We start from the raw sequence: 26,384 nt of genomic DNA on the forward strand, positions 1-26,384 counted from the left end.
GGGGAAAATGGCACCGTAACCATTGATAATAAAGGCACATTTAAGATTTCGGATTTATAAGCTGTGAAAATATTCCGAGCTCGCACACTACAGACCCTGTTTGCAGACAGTTGGACCATTTTTTGGGGGGACTGGTTGGATTTGCGGGTGCGGATTCCCCAAGTGGCGGCATCAGGGTTGGTGTCTCCCCTTATCTATATTTTGGCGTTTGGGTTGGGGTTGGGGAGTTCTCTCGACCAAGCTGCCCGCCCCCCCGTAGGGGATAGCTATTTAGAATTTATTCTGCCTGGTATGGTGGCGCTATCATCCATGGTGATTAGCTTTGGTGGAACCACGTTCTCGATTTGTGGTGAGCGACTGTTTACGAAAAATTTTGAGGAAATGCTGCTGTTTCCCATTCATCCTCTAGCGATGCATTTAGGAAAGATGTTGGCAGGGATAGTACGTGGTTTGTTAACGGCTGGCTCAGTGATTTTGGTGGCCATCCTGTTTACCCGTGATGTATGGAGTTTCTTGCACCCACTGTTTTTATTGCTGCTAGTGCTGAATTGTGCGGTGTTTGCTGGTTTAGGGGTAATTGTTGGCTTAAATGTTAAGTCCTTGGAGAGCGTTGGACTCTTTAACAATTTTTTGATTGTACCGATGTCATTTCTGGGGGCGACATTTTTTGACCCATCTACGCTGCCCGCTGTGCTAAAGGGCATTGTTTATCTGCTGCCCCTCACCTATACAACCATTGGCTTACGGGCTGTAGCGTATCAACCCCTGAATGAGTTTCCTTGGTACTCGATTCCTGTGTTGTTGATAGTTGCGATCGCACTTTCCATGAATGGGGCCTATCAGTTTGCCCGCCAGCAAGACTAACTTGCGATCGCGTCCTGCATGGTGGGAGGCATAGTTGCGATTTCTAGTGGAGTTTGGGCTACTAAGTGTTGTTGTAAGGTCTCGTCCTCCATGATGCGCTGTTCAAGCTCTGCTGCAACTTGGTTAAAGTTCAGATGCTGATCTCGCAGTTGTGAAAAAATCCGATAGGTACTGAGGGGCGGCACAGTCGCATCGTCTGTGGAGATCTGCACTAAGTTGTAAAGAGTGCCGCTTGCATAGACTGCAAACGTAATGCGAAATACCTCAAAAAAGTTGATGACCCAGCGACAGTCTTCTTCTGAATAGGTTTCGTAATATCGAATTAAGCTAGCAATACGAAGCTCCAGATGAGATTGTACATTGGGACAAAATAGGGCAATTTTGAGCAATAAAATGACTAGCACCAGTGGGTTTCCTTGGGCTAGGAACATACTAAAGAATTTGGACGGTTGTACCCCATCTTCACAGGTAAGAATGTCAATGACTCGTTTGCAGGTACGTAAAATCAGAGCTTCTGTTAATAACTCCGAGTTATTGTGCCTGTAAATTGTCAAAACAGAGTCGGGTAATTTGTCTTTGAGGGCGCGAGTAATGGGGGTATTGGGGAGTGCATAGGCTAGATAGTGCAATAACGCCCGTTTAAATTCCCAGTAAGTCAGCTGCTGGCATTGTTTACGCAACAAATTTGCCAGGTTCTCATAGCCAAAACGACCTGGCTGCAACAGCAGCATCTTGATCAAATTAATGGCAGCTTCGCCTAATACCGTTGGGTTATCGATTGTTGTGGGCGGAGACTCCATCTGGGATTTGGCTGTATACATTGCCAGATCAAAGCGAAACTTTGACTTCAGCTGTGACGATAAGTGACGAGCGGCTTCGCGTTGTTCTAATGGGTTCTCTAGATTTAGATACTGAGGAGCCAATAAATAGGATGTATATCGATTGCTCCAATGTTCATGCTGTTCGTAGCGGGCTGCAAACAGTTTCAGATCATGAAAGTCTTGACTGGTAATAAAGTTCCGCATCCAAATGCGCAGTCGCTTGAGGATTAGCGAAAACCCAGGACGCATTAAAACTTGGTCATCAAACATCTTGATCAGAGCGCGGATGGCGTCTGGTTGGCGTTGAATGCCCCAGTTGTTAATTAGGATGTAGCAAACCCGTTTGAGGGTAAATAGAAACTGCTGTTCGCTGTTCGCAATGACTATAGAATATAGGGCGACAGGAAGCTCTGATTCAGTGGATGATTCTGTGTAATCCACAAAAAGACGACGAAATGTGGCCAAAACAACGTCAACAGGTTCCGTTTGGACACTGTAGAGAAAGAAATCGTATAAGACGTGTTGGGCGTTCTGGATATCTGTACGAACCATAGTCACCAGGAACTCAATCAGGAACTTACATATTGTCAGCTAAGTCTACCTAAAAGAATTAATGATTTTCGGATGTAATGGCACCCGTGTGCCTACTGAAGCACTGCCAAAGCTATTGAAAAGTATAAATCGAGACATAAGAGTGGGCTGGGATGTCTGCGTATGAATCATGAAATTGCTTTTTAAAAAGCATGGACTGCTCCCCAGAGGCTGCCGATAGGTTTTAATGTCGAAGCATTAAAATTGAACGGGTAAGCAACAATAAGACCCATATCTGCCCCTCAATGAGAAAATGGGAATAGTCTGGTATACCCATCTTTCCATTCTAGGGAAAATCACTGGTGTGACGCCACTTAGAACGCCTAGCTTTGATTTGCTCCCTTTCGGTGTCCCTGTTGCTTGCACCAGGAGTACGATTGGAACTCATAGGTAACCTATTACTCAAAGGGTTAGCTTATTCACCGCAGCTAATCCCTTAGACGGATGGTTGTGCAACGACAGGAGCTGGTTGCTCTGCTTTGAGTTGAAATATGCGTTGAATGACCTGTGCCACTGACTTATCAGGGGTTGATGCGCCTGAGGTAATGCCGATCACAATTTTGCCAGTGGGCAACCAATCTTTAGAAACGGTTGGGGTTTGATGGAGTGGCTGATGCTCGATCTGGTTGCCAGGCCCTAAGCGCTGGGGACCATCGATGTGATACGACGGAATGTCACGCTCAATGGCAATTTCTTGTAGATGGGTCGTATTCGATGAATTGAAACCACCAATCACCACCATCAGATCCATGTCCATATCGACTAACTCAAACATGGCGTCTTGCCGTTCTTGAGTGGCGTCACAGATGGTGTTAAAGCTGGAAAAATGCTCATTAATGGCTTGAGGGCCATACTTTTTCAGCATGGTGCGTTCTAGCAGTTTGCCAATTTGTTCGGTTTCCCCTTTGAGCATGGTGGTTTGATTGGCAACGCCCACAGCGCCTAAATCTTGGTCAGGATCGAAACCTTGTGAATAGGCATTGGCAAATTTATCCAGAAACTCGGTGCGTTTGCGCAGCCTTTCCTCTGGAGAATTGCCGCTGTTAAGAATGTAGTTAGCAACGTACTGTGCTTCGTCCAGGTTGAGAACCACCAGGTATGTATTTGCGAAGGATTTGGTGGCTACGGTCTCTTCATGCTGGTACTTGCCATGGATTATGGAGGTAAATGCTTGTTTTTTATGCTTCTCTACGGACGTCCAGACCTTAGATACCCAGGGACAAGTGGTATCGACAATGGTGCAGTTAAGCTCGTTGAGGAGCTTCATTTCGTCAACACTGGCTCCAAAGGCGGGCAAAATTACCACATCACCCTGCTCAACGCCTGAAAAATCTTTTGTGCCGTCGATGACCTGGATAAACTGAACGTTCATTTCCTGGAGACGTTCATTGACACCGGGATTATGGATGATCTCGTTAGTAATCCAAATACGCTGGTTTGGAAAATGCTGGCGAGCTTCATAGGCCATGGCAATGGAGCGTTCTACGCCCCAGCAAAAACCAAAATCTTTAGCAAGCTTAATCGTTACATCGCCTTGAGTGTAGGTATAACCCTGGTTGCGGATAGTTTGAATGAGGTCGCTTTGGTATTCGTCATCCATTTGAACCGCAATTTGCTCTTTTTCTCCAAAGCCTTGATTGCGGTAGTAGTTATCGGATTTGTTGAGACTACGGCGAAATGCTCTGGTATCCATTGGTTTTACAAAGATGCAGCGAATGTACCTAGTCTACCGAAAAGGGGAATAGGGAGTGGGGACTAGAGAATAGGGAGTGGGGACTAGAGAGTAGAGATAAATTTCAATGCTTGAGTGGCCAAAGCTTTTAATACCCTTCAAAGTTTATGTTGGGGTCTCAAACTGGGGTCTTTGCCCATTCCCTTTCTCACCTATGGCAATTCCAGTTGACTATAAAGTGCGATCGCAGCACGCCACACCAAATACCCTTCTCGATTCAGGTGTAGGCCATCGGTCGTTAAATCCGGTCTCAGTTTGCCCTCACCGTTGGAGAAAATCGGATACAGTTCCAGATAGTAAGCATCGTAATCATCTGCGATGTTTTCTAAGGACTGATTCATGGCTCGAATCCGTTCGTTGGGCAGTTCGAGTAACAGATGACGGCTTTCCCAGGTGGCGGTTTCTGCGCCATGGGGCAATATGGACTGAACGACCACTTGGGTATCAGGATGATTGGTGGCCAGATAGTCCATGATGTCGCGATAGTTGTTCAGGACATCTTGATCGCTTTGGCCCCAGATCAGATCATTAATACCAATCATCAAAAAGATGGTGTCGACATTGGCAACATCAAGCAGGTGTAGACGTGACAGTAGGGTGTAGGTTTTTTCGCCGGAAATCCCCTGATTCATCCATATCCGACGCCCAGGCAACAATTCTGCTGGAAACCACAAACTCAGCGAGTCACCTAGCAAAATAGTCAGGTGATCTGGGTTTTTATCAGCCATGGTCTCAATTTCTTGCCCCAACAGGCTGACCCACTGTTGGTAACTCAGACGCCGTCGATTCGGTTGAGTCTCTAGTGCTGCTGGTTCAATGGCAGATGTCGGATCAGTGGCATAGGCGGCATTCGCCTGCGGCAGGACTGTTGGGTCACCGCCGCCAGATTTGTCCTGCCAAATGACTAGCAGCGCAATAAATAATACCCCGTTCATCATCAGTGAGAGGGCGGCCCAATAAGGGATTGTCAACGGAGATTTCAGAAACCGATTTGCCACAACAGTATTCGAGCCAACGTATAAGGCGTTGGACAGATTCTAATCGGATCTGCCATGGATGGACAGCCTTTGGGAATAGATTTTTTCTGATAAATTCGTGGGATCGTCGCCAGGGCAGTAGACCTAAGTTTCAGAGATCCGTTGCACTTCGTAAAGGACTAGTAAATGGCCATCAAAGTCACAAACGGCCTGTTCTGTAAATTTGAGGTCGGGAGGGGTGTTAAAGGAACTCGCTTTAATGGGTGTTAAACCCAAGGACTGGATCTGGGGCAAGGCGGCAGCCAAGGAGGGAATGCGAATGACGGTAGCGCCACGGTGAGGCACAGGAGCTGGTGGCAAACAGCTGCCTTTAACCTCCGTGAGTGCCAAGGCGCGGGGCTCTTCCTCTGTGCTCAGGGCTGCGAACCGCAGCTGTGCGGTTGCTGGCAGCTGAAATGCTGAGTATAGATAGGAATCAGCATCCGCCTTGCCTACATAGTCGAGTTGGAAGCCCAAACAGTCACGATATAGTCTGAGGGACTGTTCCAAATCTGCCACTAATAGGCATGGGCGCTTGAGATGCAATCTTGATGGCACAGTCTTCTCCGCATTCACCATGGCCTAAACATTAAATCTAAAGAGCATGACATCCCCTTCTTGCACCACGTAGTCCTTACCTTCACTGCGCAATAGGCCTTTCTCTTTGGCAGCGTTCATAGAGCCGTGTTCTACCAGGTCCTTGTAAGCAATCGTTTCAGCCCGAATAAAGCCCCGTTCGAAATCGCTGTGGATAACACCTGCTGCTTGAGGGGCAGACATGCCTGCGTTGATCGTCCAAGCACGGGACTCTTGGGGGCCAGTGGTGAAATATGTGCGTAACCCGAGCAAATCGTAGGTGGCTCGAATGAGGGATTTGAGTCCCCCTTCTTCCACTCCAAGTGCTTCTAGAAAGTCGATGCGTTCATCTTCTGGCAGCTCTAGGAGCTCTGCTTCGACTTGAGCGGAGATGGTGACTACCTGTGCATTTTCTTTTGCTGCCAGGGTTTTAATTTGCTCAACCCAGTCATTGCCCTCGGCAAGTTCATCTTCTGATACGTTCGCCCCATAGATAATGGGTTTGCGGGTTAAAAAACCTAAGGACTTAATGAGTAGTTCTTCGTCGTCTTCTAGCTCCACAAGGCGTGCTGATTTCCCTTCGGCTAGCACAGGCTGAATTTTTTCAAGCACAGCCAGTTCCGCTTGGGCTTCTGGATCTCTCCGTGCTTGTTTACGAACGCGCTCCATGCGGCGTTCAATTTGCTCTAGGTCAGCCAGGGCCAGTTCCAAGTTAATAATTTCGGCATCGCGCAGCGGGTCAATTGAGCCATCAACGTGAATAATGTCGTCATTTTCAAAACAACGCACTACATGGACAATGGCGTCTACTTCACGGATGTTAGCCAAAAACTGGTTGCCGAGGCCTTCACCTTTACTTGCGCCTTTGACAAGGCCAGCAATGTCTACAAATTCTATGCGTGCTGGAATCGTGTTTTCTGATTTGGAAATTTCGGTCAAGACAGCTAAACGAGCATCGGGCACTGCCACCACGCCAACATTGGGTTCAATGGTGCAGAACGGGAAGTTCGCTGCTTGGGCTTTTGCGTTTTCAACTAGTGCGTTGAAAAGGGTTGATTTACCTACATTGGGGAGCCCGACGATTCCAGCTCTAAGCATGGTCTCTAATTTTTATGAAGAAATTTCCATAGTCCAGCATAGGTCAAAGCGATAACCTTGGGGTTTGGGAAACTGTAATTCACGGATGCTCTGAATTAATCACTGTGGTTTTTGGTGTTAGAAACTCAAGATTTTAGCCAGATGTGGTCTATGCTTTGGCTAATGGGTATCTAGCACGTTAAGTCAAGATATTCCTAGTAAGTGTCTTGATGCTTGGCCTTCATTTTGTTTCTCCTGTTGTGAGCATGGAGATAGTTATAAGCCTCTGTTCTAATGATGGGACGAACGCTGTAAAATGCCAAAAATGCTGCGAAACTGGTGTAAATCAATGGTTTTTAGATTTTATCTTCAGGGACGTCAGGGTAGAGTGAAATCATTTTCAGCACTCGTGCTTTCAACATGTTTATTGCTCGGTCTCACCAGCTGTAACCGCGTGGGTGAGCGCACTAAAGATGTCATCAATGCGATTTCGATGCAAAACTTGTCCAATGGTCAGACGCTATTGAAAAACGAAGAGAGTGATGTGCAGCTAACGCTTCCTGCGGGATGGGTTGATGTCCAGACGTTGCGTCCTGATGCTGACTTATATGTTGCCCACGAAGATCGGACGATGTATGTCATGGTCTTGGCCGATCCTAAAAAGTCTGAATTGGATGGGTTTCCCTTGGGTAATCATGCCCTCCAGTATCTAAGTTTTTTTGATAGAGGGTTGAGCCAGAAACAGCCTGATAAAGCGACAAATGTTACCTCGCTGAATGGCCTTAATGCTGTGCAGTATGAAATCCAAGGGAATGTGGACAATCAAGCTGTGACGTACTTACACACAACAGTTGAGGGGGAAAACAGCTATTTTCAGGTGGTTGGTTGGACAACTGCGCAAGCGTACTCTGAAGCCAAGGGTGAATTGCTGACTGTAATTGAAAGTTTTCGAGGTAGTTAGTGGTGTTCTTCCTATAGCTGCTGTGGGAGATAGTGTCCGTTCTGTGGCGTAATGGTAATAGTGTAGGCATTAAAACCAGGATGTTATGGGCAGTTTTGTGATTAGACAGTTGAGAGCAGTTGTCAATCATTCTTTAATAAAGCGTTGGGTGGTGTTTGGTATTGCGATCGCAACTTTCCTCATCCCCACCTTGTGCAATCCTGGTCACGCTTGGGCGAGCCTCACTGACGATAGATATGACGGCAATATTTTTGCCCTTTATGCGGGAAATGGAGCCATTGTGCCCCCCCGTGTCAACTTGGCGCAGTCCCTCAAGCAAGAAAAGCCAACGCTGCTGTTTTTCTATGTCGATGACAGCAGCGACTGCAAAGAATATTCGTTTGTCATTTCACAGCTACAGGCTCCCTATGGCAGGGTCGCTAATTTTGTACCTGTGATGGCTGATGCTGTGCCGTTAAAAGATTCATTTTCGCCTAATGAGTCAGGGTATTACTTCAAAGGTTCAGTTCCTCAAACTCTGGTGCTAGATGGTAGTGGTAAAGTGCGCTTTGACCAGACTGGTGCCGTTACCTATGAAGAGGTGGATGATGTTTTTAGGGAGGTGTTTGATCTGATGCCTCGTGAAGAATCTAAAGAGCTACGCCGCCGTGTTGTCAATGAATTAAACGTGGAGCTTGTGCCAGGGGATTAGGCATTCGTCCCTAACTATGCCCCTAACTATGGGGTTTAGCGGAGAGTGCCCATGACCCACAAGCATAAGGGGCATGTACCTAAATCAGTTCTGGACTTGGTTGTATGTGCATCACTGATCGAGAACACTACGAATCAGGCTGCCTTATGTCGTACCTGCGAAGTGTTAGGGGTAAACCGGCTGATTCTGCCTGCCCCTGATGTTTCCTGGGAGTTTCGTAAAATTTCGGCATCTGCACAGCGTTGGCAACCATTAGAGTATTGTCCACCAGAACAGCTGGACCAATGGTTAGCTCAGCAGAATGGCTATGTCCGTGTTGCTCTGACGGTAGGCGGTTCAGTCCAAACGTTGACAGACTACATGTTTCCGGCAAAAACCTTGTTAATATTGGGCCGTGAATTAACGGGTATTCCAGCTGATATTGCTGCTATGTGTGATGTGACTCTAACCATCCCCCAATATGGACGAGTGGAATCATTAAATGTACAGACGGCGGGTGCGATCGCAATCTACGAATACAATCGTCAATGGCGATCATCCAATTAATCCAAGGGAATGTCAGCCGTTTCTGAGGCCTCCTCAACCACCTGATCTAGATCAATGGCAGTATCTTCGAGTTCAAGATTAGGCTCCTTGGTTGCCTCTACCGGACTATCGGGCTCTAGTGGATTAGGCCGTATGCGTCGGATTGGTAAATTGGCCATCAATGCCGTTACCCGCTGGTCTGACTCTAGAGAGAATTCCAGACCATCAAAATCGATCTCTACATAACGCGAAACGACCTCTAAGATTTCTTTGCGCAGCTTTTCTAAGTTTTGGGGTGAGATGTCAGATCTGTCATGGGCCAAAACAAGCCGAAGGCGCTGTTTAGCCGTGTCACGGCTAACCGGTTCAGGGGTTCCAAAGAGTCTTTCTAGGAATTCACTAATCATGATCGTTTCCGATGAGGCGGATGGCAAAATCAACGGTCGCTGTCCATCAACCGTTTGAATAAAAAACTAGTTAAATAACTGACGTAATTTTTTTAAAAAGCTATCCTTTGGCACACTCAGATCCATGAGTGGGACTTTTTCTCCTTGTAGACGACGAGCAATGTTGGAAACAGCAGTACCTGCTTGAGAAAGATCCTTACTTAGGATGAGGGGTTCCCCATTATTAGTTGAGACTACCACCTGCTCATCATCGGGAATGACCCCTAGCAGTGGCACTGCCAAAATATCTTGCACATCCTTCACCGACATCATTTGCTCAGCTTCCACCATGGACGGCTTTAGTCGATTGATAATCAGTCGCATTGCCTTAACGTCATTGGCTTCTAAAAGACCAATTACCCGGTCAGCATCACGGACAGCAGAGATTTCAGGCGTGGTGACAATAATGGCTTCGCGGGCTGCTGCGATCGCATTGCGAAAACCCATCTCAATTCCAGCAGGGCTATCGATTAATACAAAGTTGTAGGCCTTGGTCAGGGCTCTGACCAGTTTTTTCATCTGCTCTGGGGTAATGGATTCCTTAGAGCGATTCTGAGCAGCAGGTAGCAGGGCTAAATTCGGCTGACGTTTATCTTTGACCAGTGCCTGATCGAGGCGGCATTCACCAGCCAGTACGTCTAGGGCTGTATAAACGATGCGATTTTCTAGGCCCAGCAGTAGATCTAGGTTACGTAGCCCAAAGTCAGCATCAATTACTACGACGCGTTTACCTGACTTGGCTAGGGCCATTCCCAGGTTGGCCGTGCAGGTGGTTTTCCCAACGCCTCCCTTACCGGAGGTAATGACAATAATGCGGTTCATAGCCATGAATTAAATGGGCGATTGAGGACGGTGTGCGCGAAGGGTAGGGCTCAAGTAGGGCAATAATCGCACGTTGTGGCAAATTTTATGGGAAATTCTCCAGGGAATTTTTGTGGATCGCCCTATGCAAGTGCTTGAGTCTGTGCTGGAACCCTCTTTTCAAGGGACATTGAGGTGAATCTGGGCAAATTCGGATGCGATCGCAATCCGAATTTCTTCATTGCTAATATAAGCAACTTCTGGCTGATATAAGGCCGGTGGTTTTTCCGGTGCCCGAGCCACCTTATCGGCAATGCGTAGCTGTGTTGGTTGCATGTGCAATGCCATAATTCGGCAATCTGAATTACCATCTGAACCGGCATGGGCTATACCCCGCAGACGACCCCAAACAAAAATATCGCCTGCGGCGATCAAGGATCCCCCCGGATTCACATCACCTAAAACGACAATGGAACCTGGATGTCGAATTTCAGTTCCAGAGCGCACGGTCAACTGTATGTAGAGAGGCGTTTCCAGCGCTTTCCCTGGATCCCGGGAATCAGTCAGATGTTCTAAGGTTTGCTGATCTACGGAATAGCCTGCTGTGGCCGCCGCAACCGCCGTCTGTCGCCGCTGCGTATAAATACGCTTCATCCTTAGCTGAGCCGTTTGCAATAGCTCATCAAGTTCTTGCAGCTGACGATTATCGAGCAGTCGATCACGAGCAATTAGATGCACCGTTGTATTGGGTTGAAAGAAACGATTTTCAGAGTTAAGACGGCGAGAAAGCTGTTGACATAACTCGTCCCACTCCACCGGGGTGAACTTTTTCTCCGCTGCGGGAGACAGCATCAGTAATAGTCGCCCTTGCTCGCTCTTAAAGGTAACCTGCTGTTTAGAGACGCTTTCTGACTGGTCTACCTCTAGGTCTAAAGACGATACATCGACCAAGGCGTCACCCTCGTCATTATTTTCCTCTTCAAATACATAGAGTTCTACATTTTGCGTTCTCTTTAACCGTGCAGACAGCGCGGAGCGGCTAGTTTGATCAGCCTCATGATCAGCCGTGACTGACGTTGCAGGGTCTAGCTGCGATGTCTGCTCAGACATATTCGACTGCTCAGATGTATCAGTATTAGTAGGCTCGTCTGGCTGGAGAGGACTATCGAAAACCTCTTGATTGGTTATATTTTTGCCTGCGCCGTTATCCATATTCGAGTTGGCTAAGAGTGCTTCTAGGACGCCTTTAACTACAGATAAAAAATCGACCACTCAGTGGTCACCGAAGAGCATAAACCACTATAGAGCCCAAACCTCTTTCTAATCAGCGCATGTTTGGATTGCCCTCAGGGTTTTCGATATTGATTGTCACATTGCTATTGAATGGGTCATAAGGTTGAACTCGACACATATTATGTTTGATTCGTTCTCATCTATTCCTTTTCAGGTGTATTTAAGAGTGAAGCTTGCCTGGAATGGGGCAAATATAGGGCGTTACTTCTTGAAAAATTAGGATATCTAGATATTTGTTGTTTATTCAGTACATCTTAAGTCGTCTGAATTTTTGGGTGACGACAAGATTATTGGTGGTTTACTACTAATGTTTCTGTAACTGACGGTTACATCCTGTGGCTTTTCGGTGGGCACGGCTTTTATCAAAATGAGGTTTTTAGATATGTTTAAGCCCCGCTCTACCTTGACCCTGGCTGCTACGGTTGCGTTGCTAGCAGTGATTGCCCCTGGTCACCTTGCTTCTCGTGCCAATGTCTTGGCCGCCCCTATAGAGCTGTTTGTGATTTACAATTCACCGCTGACCTGCCATGCCTTGGACTGCCATTCACGCCAAGATTCATACTTTACTTAAGACAACGTCCCTGCTTCCTAAAGACACAGCCATTTTAATGGGAGTGTCTGGAGGGCAGGATTCTTTGTGTTTGGCGAAGCTATTGTTAGACCTACAGCCAAAATGGAATTGGCAGCTGGCAGTCGTGCACTGTGATCATGGCTGGCGATCTGACTCTGCTGATAACGCTGCCCATGTGGCAAAACTTGTTCGGCAGTGGCAACTCCCTTATTTTGTGGCGACAGCCCCAGAACTACCGAAAACAGAAGCTGCTGCCCGCAGTTGGCGCTACGGCATATTTGCAGAGTTGGCTAGCACCCATAGCTATTGCCATGTGGTTACAGGACATACGGCAACTGATCGAGCTGAAACTGTGCTTTATAACCTGTTGCGGGGCAGTGGTGCTGATGGGGTGCAGGCATTGAGCTGGCAGCGGCCTCTCAGTATTACCCACCAGGATGTTTATGTAACTCGACCGTTACTACAGCTGACTCGTCAAGAGACGGGGCTGTTCTGTCGAGAACTGGCGCTACCTGTCTGGCAAGATGCTTCTAACGAGAACCTGCACTATCGTCGCAATCGCATTCGTCAAGAGCTGATGCCTTATTTGCGATCGCACTTTAATCCCAATGTCGAAACCACCCTGGCCCAAACCGCCGAAATTTTTACTGCTGAGGTGACTTATCTAGAAGCGCAATCTCAGCAACTCTACAGCGAGGTGATTAATCGGATGGACCAGAATGGCTGGCGTATGCGTCGATTACTATTGCGAGCTGCCCCTTTAGCGTTACAGCGTCGAGTCGTTCGTCGGTTGTTGCAAAGGGTATTGCCTCAGCAGCCAACCTTTGACCATATTGAAAAACTCGTAGCCTTAGCCGATGCCCCTAACCGCACCCAGACCGATCCGTTTCCAGGTGGGTTAATTGCTCGGGTTGAGCACGACTGGATCACGTTGCAATAGTGCCACCACCGGGTACCCATGAACGGTTGGATCTACCTAGCAAGTATCGAGCAATCCACCTAAGCTATAGAGAGAAACTTCTTGGCACACTATGCGTTGGTTAATTGCAGTTGTCCTGGGGCTATGTCTCAGCTTCACTCCTCTATCGTTATTACCAGCGTTGGCAGGGCCGATAGGGGGCTCCCAGGCTGATATTAATGGTTTACGCCATCAGGCTTTTGATTTGACCCGTCAAGGTAAATTTGACCTAGCGGAAGTGGTATGGACGCAATTGGTTGAAGCATTACCTGATGAACCTGCTGTGTGGAGCAACCGTGGCAATGTGCGAGTCAGTCAAAACAAACTTCAGGATGCAATTCACGATTACGACCAGGCCATTGCCTTAGACCCATTGCAACCGGATCCGTATCTCAACCGAGGCGCGGCCTATGAAGCTGTGGGGAATTGGCAAGAAGCCATTGATGACTATAATCGGCTCCTCAAGCTCTCCCCTGACGATCCAGCGGCTTACAACAATCGTGGTAATGCTAAAGGCGCTCAGGGGGATTGGAAAGCTGCGCTTAAAGACTACGAAAAGTCGATTACGATTCAACCGAGTTTTTCGTTAGGGTATGCCAACTACGGAATTGCACTGTTTGAAGTAGGTGAACGGGCCAAGTCAGTGCAAGTACTCAAAAGCCTTGCACGTAAGTATCCCAACTATGCAGATGTGCGTGCTGCCTTGACAGCTGCATTGTGGGAAACGGGGAACTGGGGAGAAGCTGAGAGTCAGTGGGCCGCTGCAAGAGGCCTTGATCGTCGCTATGCCGATTTAAAGTGGGTCAAAAAAGTACGACGTTGGCCCCCCTCCTTAGTGGCCGGTCTAGACCATTTCTTAAAACTCTAACGATTACAGAGCGTTAGAGTGTGACACTTTTTTTTGAAACAGGTTGCGTTGCCAAGCATGGGCATGCAGCAACATTCGGGCAAAAAAATATTTTGGATGCATTGTGCCTGGCTAATTTTACAATTCTTAGCAATGGTGATTAACTGCTTTTTTTGTTTGTTGTATCAATGGTTTTTAGTGTGTAGGTTGAGCAATCTGTAGCGGCTATCATGATTGATTTCAGTCTTTCTACGATAGAAGTTCTTTGAATAGGGCTTGATACTTATAGATGAGTTGTGTTGTAAAGTGCAGCTAGCAAGGGTAGCTGTTGAGTCAGAAAGAGCAGTCCGAAAACTGGCGATTTCCTTCTGTAGCTAGCTTTTAGCAGTTGGTTTGTGTGTTGTATTTTGACAATTTCATCATTATCCTGATGTATCTACGCCTGTAGACTATGCGCTTTTGCATGTTCTCGAAAAACCTACGCATGTGCGGTTGAGAAATGCATTTGGGGGCTGGATGGCTATGTTACCTGGTGTTTTAACCCAATGACGACATTGCACGTCTTCTGGATGAAGTGCTCACCAAAGCGAGTGGCACATTAAGCCTAGTAAGCATTGACGGGTGTTGTCACTGATTGCACTTCCTTTATTCCTGGGCATCCTATGTACCACAGGTCTTTCAGTAAAAAATCATCTCAGCTACAGACACTGCTACCTGTGAAGTCTTCAGTGTGTGATGAGCCGGGATGGTGTTCATCTTGGCATACAGTTTCTGCCTCTATTGGGCAATTTCATCAATCCCTCGAACCTTCCTCAAGGATGGCTTGCTTCTCTGATCCTGAAGATGCTGTAGATCATGCTCAGCAGCTTCAACGGCAGATACAACAACAGATTGACTTACGGGAAACCATTCGGCAGATCCGACAAGTTTTATCAATCAATGATATCTATAAGACTGTTGTACAGTCACTGATGGACTTTTTTCAGGCAGACAGCATATTTCTTCTTGAAAATGCTCCAGGCTGTTGGCAGTCTGTAGAGTCATCACTCTGTTCAACGAGTAATGCCCATCAAACGAATGCTTTGAATGATTATCTCGGGTTAGAGAGTGTGATTGCAAAGCTAGAGCAGCCGTTTCCCATCATGGTTAATGACCAATCTGTTCTCCAGTTGCCAGTACATCAGCAGTGGCTTAGTCAATTCCCTGGGTCTTGGCTATTAGGGCCAATACACTTGCCTCATAAGCGGCAGACACAAACACTGGATAAACCTTGGGGCATAGTTGCGATTGGTCGCAAAGATCAGGCGAATATTTGGACGAAGGATGAGTTAGAACACGCAAAAGTCCTAGTGGATGAGATTGCGATCGCACTGCATCACAGCCTTTCGTACGAACAGCTAAGGCGAGAAAACCAAGATTTACAATCCCTGGCATTAACCGATAGCCTTACAGGGCTGGCTAATCGGCGACGATTTGATCGCTATTTTGATGCCGAATGGCAGCGGCTAGCACGGGATCAAAAGCCGCTCACCCTGATTTTGTGTGATATCGACTATTTCAAGCGGTACAACGATTACTATGGCCACCCGACGGGAGATATTTGCTTAGCTAAAGTTAGTGATATTCTGACTCGTTGTATCCGTCGCCCTGCAGATTTGGTGGCTCGTTATGGGGGGGAAGAATTTGCCGTGATTTTGCCCAACACTGACACGGGTGGTGGCCATAGCGTTGCCCTTGCCATAAAGGGTCTGCTTGCTAAAGCAGCGATTCCCCACGCAACGTCTGGCATTGCTGAGGACGTGACGTTAACTATGGGAATTGCCACCGTTATCCCTGGACGTCACCTCGCGTCCCAAGACCTGCTCCAAGCTGCTGATTTAGCGCTCTATCATGCTAAGCAACAGGGTCGCGATCGCATCTACGTCCATGCCCATTACTGCATGCATGAAGATGATTATCCTATCAGCAATAATAAATTAGAGCCCATTACCCATGATTTAAGCTCACCAGATAGATAGCTGCGGTATGTGCGTTATTGATAATTGATAATGCGTGCAAAATTCTGAGGGTCTAGACTTGCTCCACCCACTAAGGCACCATCAATGTCAGGTTGGGCCATAATTTCATCCACATTTCCTGGTTTGACCGAGCCACCATACTGGATGGGCACGTCTTTATTTGCCAGTTGGGAGCGAATGAGCCAGCACACACGGTTAGCCTCCTCTGAGGCACAGGTATCTCCAGTTCCAATGGCCCAAATTGGCTCATAGGCAATAATCAATTTGCTTTGATCAACCCCCATCAACCCCTTTTCGATTTGGTTAACCACGTGGGTTTCTGTGTCACCTGCGTCGCGTTGCTGTTTGGTTTCACCAACACAGAGAATGGGGGTAAGTCCAGCAGCTTGAGCCGCTTTCAACCGTAAATTAACCGTTTCATCGGTGTCCCCAAAATACTCACGGCGCTCACTATGACCAACAACGACATAGCGCACACCGATTTCCGTCAGCATTTCCCCAGAAATTTCTCCGGTATAGGCACCAGAAGATTCCCAGTGGATATTCTGAGCCCCTATCATCACCCGTGAACCATGGAGTGTTTTCGAAAGTGTGGTCAGGGCCGTGAAAGGAGCACATAGAATAACTTCTCGCTCCTCAGGGGTGGCCTCTAGCTGAGGCAAAAAACCATTCAAAAACGCCAGACTATCTGCCTGGGTTTTATGCATCTTCCAATTACCAGCGATAACAATTCTTCGCACGGGTGTTTAATTTTGCTCTCAATATTGCATCCAGCATCCTACCGAGAAACCTGAACCCAGTGCAAATCAGGTCAATAGATTGCAAAAAAGATAGGGGACATCATCGATAAAAACATATGAGGCCTGGCAGATGCTTGCCAGGCCTCACGTGCATCAACTATTAGTCCATACGATGTTAGTCCATACGAAAGGGGGTTATTCCGGTGCTAAGCCAGCTGTTTCACGCGCTTTTGCCGCTTCATCTGGATGGATATTAAGACGTGTGAGATTGACACGGCCACGGCCATCAATTTCCCGAATTTTGATTAGCACTTCCTCACCGACGGTTACCTCATCTTCGACCTTATTGACACGGTAGTCTGCCAATTGGGAGATGTGGATCATGCCCTCCTTGCCAGGTCGATATTCGACGAACGCGCCGATGGGAATGATGCGAGTGACCTTACCCACATATACATCGCCAGCCGAAGGCTTGAAGGTGATGCCTTCGATAATGGCCTGAGCCCGCTCTGCAGCTGCTCCATCCACTGAGGACACGGTAATGGTGCCATCATCTGCAATATCAACCTTGGCTCCGGTTTCATCGGTAATGCTCTTGATTTGCTTACCGCCAGGGCCAATGACCATGCCGATCATTTCGGGGTTAATCTTGAAGCTTAGAAGTCTAGGCGCATAGGGTGATAGCTCAGTGCGTGGGGCATTGATCGCCTCCAGCATCTTGGAGAGGATATGTAATCTAGCAGGCTTAGCCTGGTTGATTGCATCTGCAATGGTCTCTACGGATAGACCCGTAATCTTCATATCCATCTGCAATGCTGTAATGCCACTGTCAGTACCGGCAACCTTAAAGTCCATATCGCCGAGAAAATCTTCGATACCCTGAATATCGGTCAAAATGCGGATTTCATCGCCTTCTTTAATTAGACCCATTGCAGCACCGCTTACCGGCTTTGATAGCGGCACCCCAGCATCCATTAAGGATAGGGTGGAACCACATACCGAGCCCATGGAAGTTGAGCCGTTGGAGGACAAAACCTCAGACACAACCCGAATCACATAGGGGAAGTCGCCCATGGATGGTAGGACAGGCAGCAATGCGCGTTCGGCTAGTGCTCCGTGACCAACTTCTCGACGTCCTGGTGAACGCATGGGGCGAGTTTCACCAACGGAGTAAGGAGGGAAGTTGTAATGGTGCAGATAGCGTTTCTCTTCATCGGGATGCAGGTCATCCGTCATCTGGGCATCCCCTGGAGTGCCCAGAGTAACTACAGACATAACCTGGGTAAGGCCCCGTTTGAATAGTCCTGTACCGTGAACCCGACTGGGTAGCACCTTTGTGCGGCAGCTAATGGGTCTCACTTCATCGAGTTTACGACCATCGACCCTAACCCTCTCTTCAAGGATTTGAGCGCGCATCAACTTTTTGGTTAAGCCTTTATAGGCATTGCCAAACGCTTTGCCATCTTCTGTGACAGCTACTTTAATGGGATCCTCGTCATCCAGCTCATCCAGCTGTTCGCTGATGTGAGCTTTTAGTGCATCCAGTTTTTCATCCCTTTCTGGCTTGGCAAGCTCAAATTCTTTCAGGATATCTTTGATGCCATCGGTTGCTTTCTCTGACAAAAAGTTTGTCAGAGTTGAATCTGTTTCTGGGCTAGGCAGAGTCACTTGCTCAACACCTAACTCCGCCAAGATGTCTTTCTGAGCCTGGATGATGTCACGAACAACCTCATAACCGAAGTCAATCGCTTCAATAACATCTTGCTCAGGCAGCTGGTTGGCTCCAGCTTCAACCATGATCACACCGTCAGGTGAACCGGCAACGACCAAGTCCAAATCGCCGTTTTCAATTTCCTTATAGGTAGGATTGATAATGAAATCATCACCAATTAGACCTACCCGTACCGCTGCCATAGGGCCATGGAACGGAATTTGGGCTAGTAGAGTTGCGATAGATGCGCCTGTGGCTGCCAGAACATCAGGTGGAACATCATGATCCATCGAGACAGTGGTGGCAACGATTTGAATGTCATTCCGTAGCCATGATGGGAATAGGGGCCGCATGGGCCGGTCGATAAGACGACTGGTCAGAGTTGCTCTTTCTGGTGGACGTCCTTCTCGACGTAAAAAGCCACCTGGGATCCGCCCTGCTGCGTAGAGGCGTTCTTCGTAGTCAACTAGCAAGGGTAAAAAATCGATGCCATCCCTTGGGCTAGCGGACTGGGTTGCGGTTACTAATACAGCAGTTTCTCCAGACTCAATCAGTACTGAACCGCCTGCTTGGGGGGCAAAAAGACCCACCTTAAGTCGAATATCCCGTCCATCAAAAGATATTGACTTGTCAATTTCTTGCATTTACAACTACGTCCTTCTTACTTCTTTCACATTTGTTCTCTGGCAATCCTAGCACTGATGTAGAACAGTTGTTTCCTCTTCAAAATTAAAGATATGGCTGCTGCCAGCACATACTTTTAAATAAGATTGAATTCGTTTGAATACTTGTTCCCTAAGAGGCCTCACCTTTATGGGAGACCCTTCTCTAAAAAATATTTCAAGCTATATGCCCAGTTGAAAATATGTGGTGAGTAAGGACAAAGTTAAGGCCAAACTAATCAGAAATAGTTTGTTTTGCTCAAGTATTTTTCAAAAACGAACTCTAAACCTTTGGCACGGTTTTTGAAGTGATCATAAATTTTGTCTCGGAAGTTGAGAGGCTGCCTCATGCGTTTTTTCTAATCTTGTTTAGCATCACTGGGTGAAGCCTAGATTTGTTTCAGCTTTTGGTGTTGCCGAGGGCAGGATACTTTATAGTAAGCGCGATTAATGGAATTTATTGCATTATGACTGTATTGGTGACAGGGGTAGCTGGTTTTATTGGCTATTTTCTAGCGTAGCTGCTGTTAGCTGAGGGCGAAACTGTTTATGGCATTGATAACCTCTTACCACAGAGGATAATGTGGACCATCCGGTATCGCTTTATGCTGCAACTAAGAAGGCAAATGAGTTGATGGCTCATTCCTACAGTCATTTGTATAATCTGCCGACGACAGGGCTGCGCTTTTTTACGGTCTATGGTCCATGGGGACGGCCAGATATGGCTTATTTTAAGTTTGTAGATGCGATCGCAAACGACCGTCCCATTCAAGTTTACAACCACGGCAAAATGCAACGGGACTTCACCTACATTGATGATGTTGTCGAAGGTGTAGTACGGGTGCTACGGCACTTGCCTCAACCGATCACAGATGATGCCTTTAATACGGCTGCTCCCTACAAGCTCTACAACATCGGTAATCATAGCCCAGTAGAGCTAATGCGCTTTATCGAGATTATTGAGCAAGTGTTAGGAAAAACGGCTGTCAAGGAAATGATGTCCATGCAACCAGGCGATGTGCCAGTAACCTATGCGGATGTTGTTGATTTGACCGCGGATGTAGGGTTTGCTCCAAGCACTCCTTTAGAGGAGGGCATTGCGAAAATTGTTGCCTGGTACCAAGACTATTATGGACGTTAGCCCTAGCTAGGCCGACGGCGAATGGTGCGATAACCCAGCACGCTAGCAATCACCACTATTAATAGATAGGGACTATAGGCCACTAACCATAACCCTAGCTGCATAAGCCCTACCGTCAGGTTGCCGACTGACTGGGTAGCATCTCGCCATGTGGTACTAATCGTTTCGCCGAGGGGACGCCCAATGGGTTGTGGTGCAACAGCTGCTGCCAATGACAAATCAACTGTGGAGTAACGTACCTGGGTCTGTAAATTTTGCACACGGGCATCAATTTGCTCAATTTGCTCCCGTACACGACTTAGTTCGCGAGACACCTCTAACACATGGGAGATTTCACCGGAGCGTTCCATGATTTTGAGCAAAGATTCCTCTGATTTTCGGAGATTACGTAGCCGAGCCTGAGCATCAATAATTTGTGTGGACACATCTTCAGCACTTAAGCCCTGCTGTTGAATAGTGCCAAGGTTACTCAATGCTTCTAAGAGAGGATCTAAATTCGCTTGGGGCACTCGAATGCGTAAGTAGGCCGTGCGTTGACTTGCCTCTATTTGATTGTCTTGGAGGTCTAGAATATCGCCCTGGTGAGTGCGAATAATTTGTGAGGCGCTCTTTAAGCCATCATCGACCGAATCGACGATTAAGTTAAGCTGGGCGCGTTTAATCAGCTGAGGTTGGCCAGAGGTTACAGCGGCATCATTGGGGGGCTCGACAGGTCTGCTTGCATCGGCTTCCATTGCTTCTTGAGCTGTCAAGATGTTGGCTGATTCAGCAACTGCTGCTGTTTCGGCTGGAGCCTGGGCTTTGGAGCGAAACTCATCACCACTGATACTCATTTCAGTGGCCGCCCCACAGCTCACTAAGCTAGCGACTGCCACAAGGATTGCTAGGCCTGCTCTCATTGACTTTGCCATGGGTTTTCTTACGTCTCATACGAGTTGCTTGTCCTCAGTATGAAAGGGAATTCTGGCTAAATTCGCCAGGTTACCAATTTTGCAACAACGCCACACCGCATATCTCTTTGGCTGTGAGCCTCACCTCAAATTTTCAGTACTGAAAATTTATGACTGCAAAAACCGTACTCCAGAGTACTTCGAAGATGGAACGATTGTAGCTAGTGCTGTAACTAGAAAAATAAAAGTCTGAACGTAAATTTGCCATACTAAAACTACTGATACATCAGCTGTTGTCCCAGCATGAGGCCAGGTCCCTATGACCGTCACCACCTACAAATGGACCATAGACCGCTACCACCAGGCCATCCAAGCTGGCGTATTCGACGACCAGCCCGTCGAACTACTACGCGGAGAAATCATCGTCATGCCACCGGAGGGTGAACCCCACGCTTACTACAACCGTGAAGCAGGCGATTACCTGCGCAGCCTGCTCGGCAGCCGGGCTAAAGTCAGCGAAGCCCATCCCATCACCCTCAGCGACGACTCAGAACCCATCCCCGATCTGGCCATCATCAAACCCCTGGGCACTGTCTATCTAAAGCATCACCCCTACCCCAGCGATATCCACTGGCTGATCGAATTTTCCAACGCTACCCTCACCAAGGACCTGACCACCAAAAAAAACACCTATGCTGTATCCGGGATTCAAGAATATTGGGTCGTCAATTTAACGGATAAACAGCTCCATGTCTTCAAAAATCTACAGAATGGGCAATATACCTCGGAAGATGTCCTGAAAACTGGCATCGTATCGCCTATGGCCTTTCAGAATATAAAAATCCAGGTGTCTCGTCTGATGACTCCATAGCTAACGATCCAACCAAAAATTAGGCCATACTCTGAAGTCAGGAGCAAGTTGAAATACAAAACCTATATTTGGAAGGGATTACAGGCTAATTAGTTTATTTTGACTAACTGCGTTTCGCCACTCACCCATCAAGCAAATCAGCCTTAATGCATACGTATTTATAAAGTCGCAAAGCCTGTATGAGCGGTGAAAGTAGTGTCAGTCCAAAAATTCTATCGTGGATTCATCAGTTGCCGATTTTGCAACCATCCGCTAGCATCCCAGTTTCTCTGAGTATTCATACAATAAGCCTCGGTTTCTCACAGAAACCGAGGCTCTAATGCGGATGAAAGGACTTGAACCTTCACGTCACGAAGACACTAGAACCTAAACCTAGCGCGTCTACCAATTCCGCCACATCCGCTTGCGAACTCCATACTATCAGAGAATTTGAACAAGTTAGTAGCTAGTTTTCTAGAATAGATATTTTTCCCTCCATCAAATCATGACTCCTCAAAATAATCACACTAGTTTAGTGCGTGTCGGATTATCAAAAGAATTCGAACAAGTGATAGTCGGTTCTCTGGAATGGACAATGTTGTCCTAGCCGGACCATTATAGGGATGTGTACATGTGGTTAAGCCGCAGCACAATAGTGGCTTAGACTACTAAGTGACTACTATATATATGATTAATTGTGTAGACGACTGTTGTCGTTACACGCGCAGTGGGAGAAACCTAGCGGATGGGAAAGGTCGTCGGTATTGACCTCGGTACTACCAACTCAGTTGTCTCAGTCATCGAAGGTGGCAAACCGGTGGTCATCGCCAATACGGAGGGGATGCGTACGACCCCTTCGGTGGTTGCATTTAGCAAAGAGGGTGAGCGTTTGGTGGGGCAAATGGCCCGGCGTCAAACGGTACTCAATCCTCAGAACACCTTCTACAACGTTAAGCGCTATTTGGGGCGTAAGTATACAGAGTTAACCTCTGAGTCAAAACGTGTTCCCTACACCGTGCGTAAAGATGATGCTGGCAATGTTAAAATTCGCTGCCCGCGTCTAGATAAGGATTTTGCCCCTGAAGAAATATCATCCATGGTGCTGCGTAAGCTAGCTGAAGAGGCTAGCCGTTACATGGGGCAGCCGGTGACTGGCGCAGTTATTACGGTGCCTGCTTACTTTAATGATGCGCAACGTCAGGCTACCCGCGATGCAGGCCGCATTGCAGGTCTAGAGGTAAAACGGATCATCAATGAGCCCACAGCAGCAGCATTAGCCTACGGACTGGATCAGCAATTTAATCAGACTATTCTGGTCTTTGATCTGGGGGGTGGCACGTTTGATGTGTCCATCTTGGATGTTCGTAATAACGTCTTTGAGGTGAGAGCTACCAGCGGCGATACTCAGCTCGGTGGTGTCAACTTTGACAAGAAAATTGTTGACTGGTTAGCAGACGAGTTTTTAGAAACTGAAGGTGTTGACCTACGACGAGATCGCCAGGCATTGCAGCGTCTGACTGAAGCCGCTGAGAAGGCCAAAATTGAGCTATCGGGGCTGCCCACAGTTGAAATCAATTTGCCTTTCATTACGGCTACTGCTGATGGGCCAAAGCACATTGAGAAAAAGCTGTCGCGATCGCACTTCGAATCCCTGTGTGCTGATTTAGTGGGTCGCCTCCGTGCTCCTCTACAACAGGCGATGAATGATGCGCATCTGTCTCCCTCACAAATCGATGAAGTGGTTCTTGTGGGCGGTTCTAGCCGTATGCCCATGGTTCAGCAGCTAGTGCGCTCTATTTTGAGTAAAGAACCCAACCAAAATGTAAACCCTGACGAAGCCGTTGCCGTTGGTGCGGCTATTCAGGCCGGTATCCTCACCGAAGAAGTGAAGGACATCATGTTGCTGGATGTCACGCCGCTGTCTCTAGGGTTAGAGACTATTGGTGGTGTGATGAAAAAGGTGATTCCGCGTAACACTACGATCCCTGTCCGACGCTCCGATATTTTCTCCACGTCTGAAAATAATCAGACCGTTGTGGAAGTGCATGTGATCCAGGGTGAGCGGGAAATGGGGATAGATAATAAATCCCTGGGGCGGTTCAAGCTTATGGGAATCCCCCCAGCACCAAGGGGAATTCCACAGATTCAGGTGTCTTTTGATATTGATGCCAACGGTATTTTGCAGGTATCGGCCATGGATAAAACCACGGGCCGTGAGCAAAGTATTACCGTGCAAGAAGCGTCCAATCTTTCTGACGATGATGTGCAGCGCATGCTGCGGGAGGCGGAAGAATTTGCTGACGTTGACCGGGGCCAGCGAGAACGCATTGAGAAGCGTAATCGAGCTGAGACGCTAACGTTCCAAGCGGAGCGAGCGATGCGCAGTGTTTCCATTGATTTTGGATTACAGTTTGCTCGCGATCGCAAACGCCGCATTGATAACCTGATTCAAGACCTGCGTGATGCCCTCAAACGAGAGGATGAGCGCATGATAGACATGATTCAATCTGAGTTACAGGATGAACTGTACGAGTTGAATCGCGAGGCCTATCTGTACGATGCCGATAATGACGACGGCAATATCTTTAACCAGATTGGCGACACCATTAAAAAAGCCTTTGAGGATGACGACGATTACTATCGTCGTGACTATGACTGGAATGGTCAAGGCCAGTGGGGTACCCCCAGCTGGACTGCTGGTCGTCGTGATAATCGCAGTGGTTGGGACGATTGGGATGATAGCTGGAATCAGCCAGCATCACGTCCAGGTAGCGCACGTCAATCCTATGATGCTGCCCCTCCTCGTAGTTACGATAATCGCAGTGGTTACGACAATCGGGATTACGATAACCAGGGGCGTCGGGCAGACAGTTACGATCAAGCATCCTACGGGCAAGGGGCTTATGATCAAGGAGCTTATGGTCAAGAATCCTATGGTCAAGATGCTTATGGGCCTGATGCGTATCGTCAAGAGCGCTTTAATCAAGACAGGTCTAACCAGGGGCGTTATGATCAGCGTCGTTATGACCAAAATACCCAGGGTGGCTATGGGGGCAATTCCTATGAGTCTCAGCCGCAAGATCGCTATGAGCAGCGTTCTTCTCAAGATCGATATGTTCAAGGCGGCTATGGCCAAGAGACCTATGGCCAAGAGGCTTATGGCCAAGGATATGACCAAGGAAGTCATGGTCAACGTAACCAAGACCGGTATGAGCGTAGTCCCGACCGTAATCGCGAGGAGAATTTTGATCGCAGCAATGCCTACAGAGATGTAAGGGATAACTACGACCAACAGGGCTATAACCAAGATCGCTACGGTCAGCGTGACGTGGGTGATGGTCAAGATGCTGGAGCCGCTCGCCGCTCGGCTTATGGCCAAGATAATAATGCAGAGCAAGATCGCTATAGACCAAGCTCCACGGATAGAAATTCGGTGAGACCGCAGACTGGTTCTGGTCGCTATGCGCCCTCTAATGCTGGATATCCATCTCAGCCAGCCGATGGCTATGCCAATGGAGGTAAATCTACAGCTAGCAGCTGGAATTCTAATGCGTCTTTGGATGAAGATCCTTGGGCTGATAAGGCTGGTGAACCAGCCAGTAAGCCCGCCAAAGGTTACTCTGATAATTCTGGTCGGCCCAGCAGCAGCTCACAAAGCTATAACGAGGATGAATGGGGCGACCAGGACGAACTCTGGTAAGCCGGTCGGGACCCTCACTATGCAAAATTTTCGAGACTACTATGAGATTCTCGGCATCGTTGAGAGTGCTGATTCATCAACGATCAAACAGGCCTATCGTCGTCTTGCACGCCAGTTTCATCCCGATCTAAACCCTGGAGATCAAGAGGCTGAAGAGCGTTTTAAATCCCTGGGTGAAGCCTATGAGATACTTTCCGATGCTGATCGGAAGGCTCAGTACGATGACTACCGACGGTATTGGCTACAGCAAAAGTCTGAGGCCGACTATCGGGATTTAGAAGACTTTAACCGGTTTGTTGATCAGCTGCTTAATCGCCAAGTGATTCCCAAATCGCCAGTTCAACCTAAGAAAAAACAAACGCAAGCAAAGACAACGGGTGATCCTCGACGGCGGGATGCAGAAGCATCTCTTCAGGTTCCCTTAGAACGAGCGTTTCAAGGAGGAGCTGAACGGGTACGCCTCGAAGATGGACGTGCCTTAGAAGTGGATATGCCACCTGGCATGCTCACGGGGCAACGTATTCGTCTACGGGGTCAGGGTATTAATGGTGGTGATCTTTATCTAAATATAGTTGTGGAGCCCCATCCCTTTTTAAAGGTGCAAGGACGAGATGTCGTCTGTCATTTACCGATTACACCCAGTGAAGCAGTTTTGGGTGGACAAATTACTGTGCCCACCCTTGATGGGCCTGTCCAAATGACCATTCCGGCAGGTATTCAATCGGGGCGAAAGCTACGGTTGGCTGGTAAGGGGTATGGTCGCATAACTGAAGAACGCGGCGATCAAATTGTGGAGATCGAAGTGGCAGTCCCCAAGCTTCTCAGTGACCAAGAAGCCGAGCTCTATGAAAAGCTACGAACAATTGAAGCGTTTAATCCTAGGGCTCACTTAACGTACTAAA

21 protein-coding genes, 1 tRNA gene and 2 pseudogenes are annotated in these 26,384 nt (G+C 47.8%); 12 read left to right on the forward strand and 12 right to left on the reverse strand.

The window, feature by feature from the left end:
• Positions 1 to 63: 63 nt before the first annotated feature.
• Positions 64 to 864, forward strand: coding sequence for an ABC transporter permease (locus DXZ20_RS25415; RefSeq protein ID WP_006516876.1), 801 nt, complete (start codon positions 64 to 66; stop codon positions 862 to 864).
• Here DXZ20_RS25415 and DXZ20_RS25420 read toward each other — a convergent pair.
• From DXZ20_RS25420 to ychF, 5 genes are all read right to left on the reverse strand, one after another.
• The gene (locus DXZ20_RS25420) at positions 861 to 2,237 is read right to left on the reverse strand and encodes a hypothetical protein (protein ID WP_163701848.1); all 1,377 of its coding nucleotides are present in this window, start codon (positions 2,235 to 2,237) and stop codon (positions 861 to 863) included. The genes DXZ20_RS25415 and DXZ20_RS25420 overlap by 4 nt on opposite strands.
• A 475-nt stretch (positions 2,238 to 2,712) precedes the next feature.
• Positions 2,713 to 3,969, reverse strand: a complete 1,257-nt coding sequence (locus DXZ20_RS25425; RefSeq protein ID WP_163701850.1) for a 4-hydroxy-3-methylbut-2-enyl diphosphate reductase — start codon at positions 3,967 to 3,969, stop codon at positions 2,713 to 2,715.
• 191 nt (positions 3,970 to 4,160) lie between these two features.
• Positions 4,161 to 4,979, reverse strand: coding sequence for a GDSL-type esterase/lipase family protein (locus tag DXZ20_RS25430; protein ID WP_250565924.1), 819 nt, complete (start codon positions 4,977 to 4,979; stop codon positions 4,161 to 4,163).
• Positions 4,980 to 5,129: 150 nt separating this feature from the next.
• Positions 5,130 to 5,603 carry a VOC family protein gene (locus DXZ20_RS25435; RefSeq protein WP_163665827.1) on the reverse strand — a complete coding sequence of 158 codons (474 nt, stop codon included), beginning with the start codon at positions 5,601 to 5,603 and terminating at the stop codon, positions 5,130 to 5,132.
• Between the two features lie 3 nt (positions 5,604 to 5,606).
• Complete coding sequence (ychF, locus tag DXZ20_RS25440; RefSeq protein WP_163701853.1) at positions 5,607 to 6,698, reverse strand: redox-regulated ATPase YchF; 1,092 nt, start codon at positions 6,696 to 6,698, stop codon at positions 5,607 to 5,609.
• A gap of 328 nt (positions 6,699 to 7,026) precedes the next feature.
• Between ychF and DXZ20_RS25445 the strand changes: the two genes are divergently transcribed.
• From DXZ20_RS25445 to DXZ20_RS25455, 3 genes are all read left to right on the forward strand, one after another.
• Positions 7,027 to 7,638, forward strand: a complete 612-nt coding sequence (locus DXZ20_RS25445; RefSeq protein WP_163701855.1) for a hypothetical protein — start codon at positions 7,027 to 7,029, stop codon at positions 7,636 to 7,638.
• An 85-nt stretch (positions 7,639 to 7,723) separates the two neighbouring features.
• Positions 7,724 to 8,329, forward strand: coding sequence for a thylakoid membrane photosystem I accumulation factor (locus tag DXZ20_RS25450; protein WP_163665821.1), 606 nt, complete (start codon positions 7,724 to 7,726; stop codon positions 8,327 to 8,329).
• A 51-nt stretch (positions 8,330 to 8,380) separates the two neighbouring features.
• Complete coding sequence (locus DXZ20_RS25455) at positions 8,381 to 8,875, forward strand: TrmH family RNA methyltransferase (protein WP_163701857.1); 495 nt, start codon at positions 8,381 to 8,383, stop codon at positions 8,873 to 8,875.
• 113 nt (positions 8,876 to 8,988) lie between these two features.
• Here the strand turns inward: DXZ20_RS25455 and minE are convergent.
• The 3 genes and pseudogenes from minE to minC form a co-directional block, all read right to left on the reverse strand.
• A pseudogene (minE, locus tag DXZ20_RS25460) lies at positions 8,989 to 9,261 on the reverse strand (cell division topological specificity factor MinE); the annotation flags it as partial.
• 66 nt (positions 9,262 to 9,327) lie between these two features.
• Positions 9,328 to 10,122, reverse strand: a complete 795-nt coding sequence (gene minD / locus DXZ20_RS25465; RefSeq protein WP_036018754.1) for a septum site-determining protein MinD — start codon at positions 10,120 to 10,122, stop codon at positions 9,328 to 9,330.
• A gap of 159 nt (positions 10,123 to 10,281) precedes the next feature.
• The gene (minC, locus tag DXZ20_RS25470) at positions 10,282 to 11,373 is read right to left on the reverse strand and encodes a septum site-determining protein MinC (protein WP_348918023.1); all 1,092 of its coding nucleotides are present in this window, start codon (positions 11,371 to 11,373) and stop codon (positions 10,282 to 10,284) included.
• A gap of 403 nt (positions 11,374 to 11,776) precedes the next feature.
• On the opposite strand from minC, the gene DXZ20_RS25475 reads away from it, so the two are divergent.
• The 4 genes from DXZ20_RS25475 to DXZ20_RS25490 all read left to right on the forward strand — a co-directional run bounded on the left by DXZ20_RS25475 (position 11,777) and on the right by DXZ20_RS25490 (position 15,788).
• Positions 11,777 to 11,965, forward strand: coding sequence for a hypothetical protein (locus DXZ20_RS25475; RefSeq protein WP_163665815.1), 189 nt, complete (start codon positions 11,777 to 11,779; stop codon positions 11,963 to 11,965).
• Entirely contained in the window at positions 11,922 to 12,905 is a 984-nt protein-coding gene (gene tilS, locus DXZ20_RS25480) for a tRNA lysidine(34) synthetase TilS (protein WP_163701860.1), read from the forward strand. The genes DXZ20_RS25475 and tilS overlap by 44 nt, the downstream gene beginning before the upstream one ends.
• 91 nt (positions 12,906 to 12,996) lie before the next feature.
• Positions 12,997 to 13,791 carry a tetratricopeptide repeat protein gene (locus DXZ20_RS25485; RefSeq protein WP_163701862.1) on the forward strand — a complete coding sequence of 265 codons (795 nt, stop codon included), beginning with the start codon at positions 12,997 to 12,999 and terminating at the stop codon, positions 13,789 to 13,791.
• A gap of 797 nt (positions 13,792 to 14,588) precedes the next feature.
• Entirely contained in the window at positions 14,589 to 15,788 is a 1,200-nt protein-coding gene (locus DXZ20_RS25490; RefSeq protein ID WP_163701864.1) for a sensor domain-containing diguanylate cyclase, read from the forward strand.
• A 14-nt stretch (positions 15,789 to 15,802) separates the two neighbouring features.
• Here DXZ20_RS25490 and tpiA read toward each other — a convergent pair whose 3' ends face one another.
• Both tpiA and DXZ20_RS25500 read right to left on the reverse strand, forming a co-directional pair.
• A complete protein-coding gene (gene tpiA / locus DXZ20_RS25495; RefSeq protein WP_163665801.1) occupies positions 15,803 to 16,528 on the reverse strand; it encodes a triose-phosphate isomerase in 726 nt (241 codons plus the stop codon).
• Between the two features lie 195 nt (positions 16,529 to 16,723).
• Complete coding sequence (locus DXZ20_RS25500; protein ID WP_163701866.1) at positions 16,724 to 18,883, reverse strand: polyribonucleotide nucleotidyltransferase; 2,160 nt, start codon at positions 18,881 to 18,883, stop codon at positions 16,724 to 16,726.
• 580 nt (positions 18,884 to 19,463) lie between these two features.
• Between DXZ20_RS25500 and DXZ20_RS25505 the strand changes: the two are divergent.
• Positions 19,464 to 20,042 (forward strand): annotated as a pseudogene (locus DXZ20_RS25505) (NAD-dependent epimerase/dehydratase family protein); the annotation flags it as partial.
• Between the two features lie 2 nt (positions 20,043 to 20,044).
• Here the strand turns inward: DXZ20_RS25505 and DXZ20_RS25510 are convergent.
• Entirely contained in the window at positions 20,045 to 20,953 is a 909-nt protein-coding gene (locus DXZ20_RS25510; RefSeq protein ID WP_163701868.1) for a DUF4349 domain-containing protein, read from the reverse strand.
• A gap of 298 nt (positions 20,954 to 21,251) precedes the next feature.
• On the opposite strand from DXZ20_RS25510, the gene DXZ20_RS25515 reads away from it, so the two are divergent.
• Positions 21,252 to 21,803, forward strand: coding sequence for a Uma2 family endonuclease (locus DXZ20_RS25515; protein WP_163701870.1), 552 nt, complete (start codon positions 21,252 to 21,254; stop codon positions 21,801 to 21,803).
• A gap of 320 nt (positions 21,804 to 22,123) precedes the next feature.
• Here DXZ20_RS25515 and DXZ20_RS25520 read toward each other — a convergent pair.
• Positions 22,124 to 22,206, reverse strand: a tRNA-Leu gene (locus tag DXZ20_RS25520).
• Positions 22,207 to 22,527: 321 nt separating this feature from the next.
• Between DXZ20_RS25520 and dnaK the strand changes: the two genes are divergently transcribed.
• Both dnaK and DXZ20_RS25530 read left to right on the forward strand, forming a co-directional pair.
• Positions 22,528 to 25,482, forward strand: coding sequence for a molecular chaperone DnaK (dnaK, locus tag DXZ20_RS25525; protein WP_163701872.1), 2,955 nt, complete (start codon positions 22,528 to 22,530; stop codon positions 25,480 to 25,482).
• 19 nt (positions 25,483 to 25,501) lie between these two features.
• The gene (locus tag DXZ20_RS25530; protein WP_163701874.1) at positions 25,502 to 26,383 is read left to right on the forward strand and encodes a DnaJ C-terminal domain-containing protein; all 882 of its coding nucleotides are present in this window, start codon (positions 25,502 to 25,504) and stop codon (positions 26,381 to 26,383) included.
• Position 26,384: the final 1 nt, after the last annotated feature.

The sequence above is a fragment of the Adonisia turfae CCMR0081 genome (genome assembly GCF_011009555.1).
Lineage (GTDB): Bacteria > Cyanobacteriota > Cyanobacteriia > Phormidesmidales > Phormidesmidaceae > Leptothoe > Leptothoe turfae.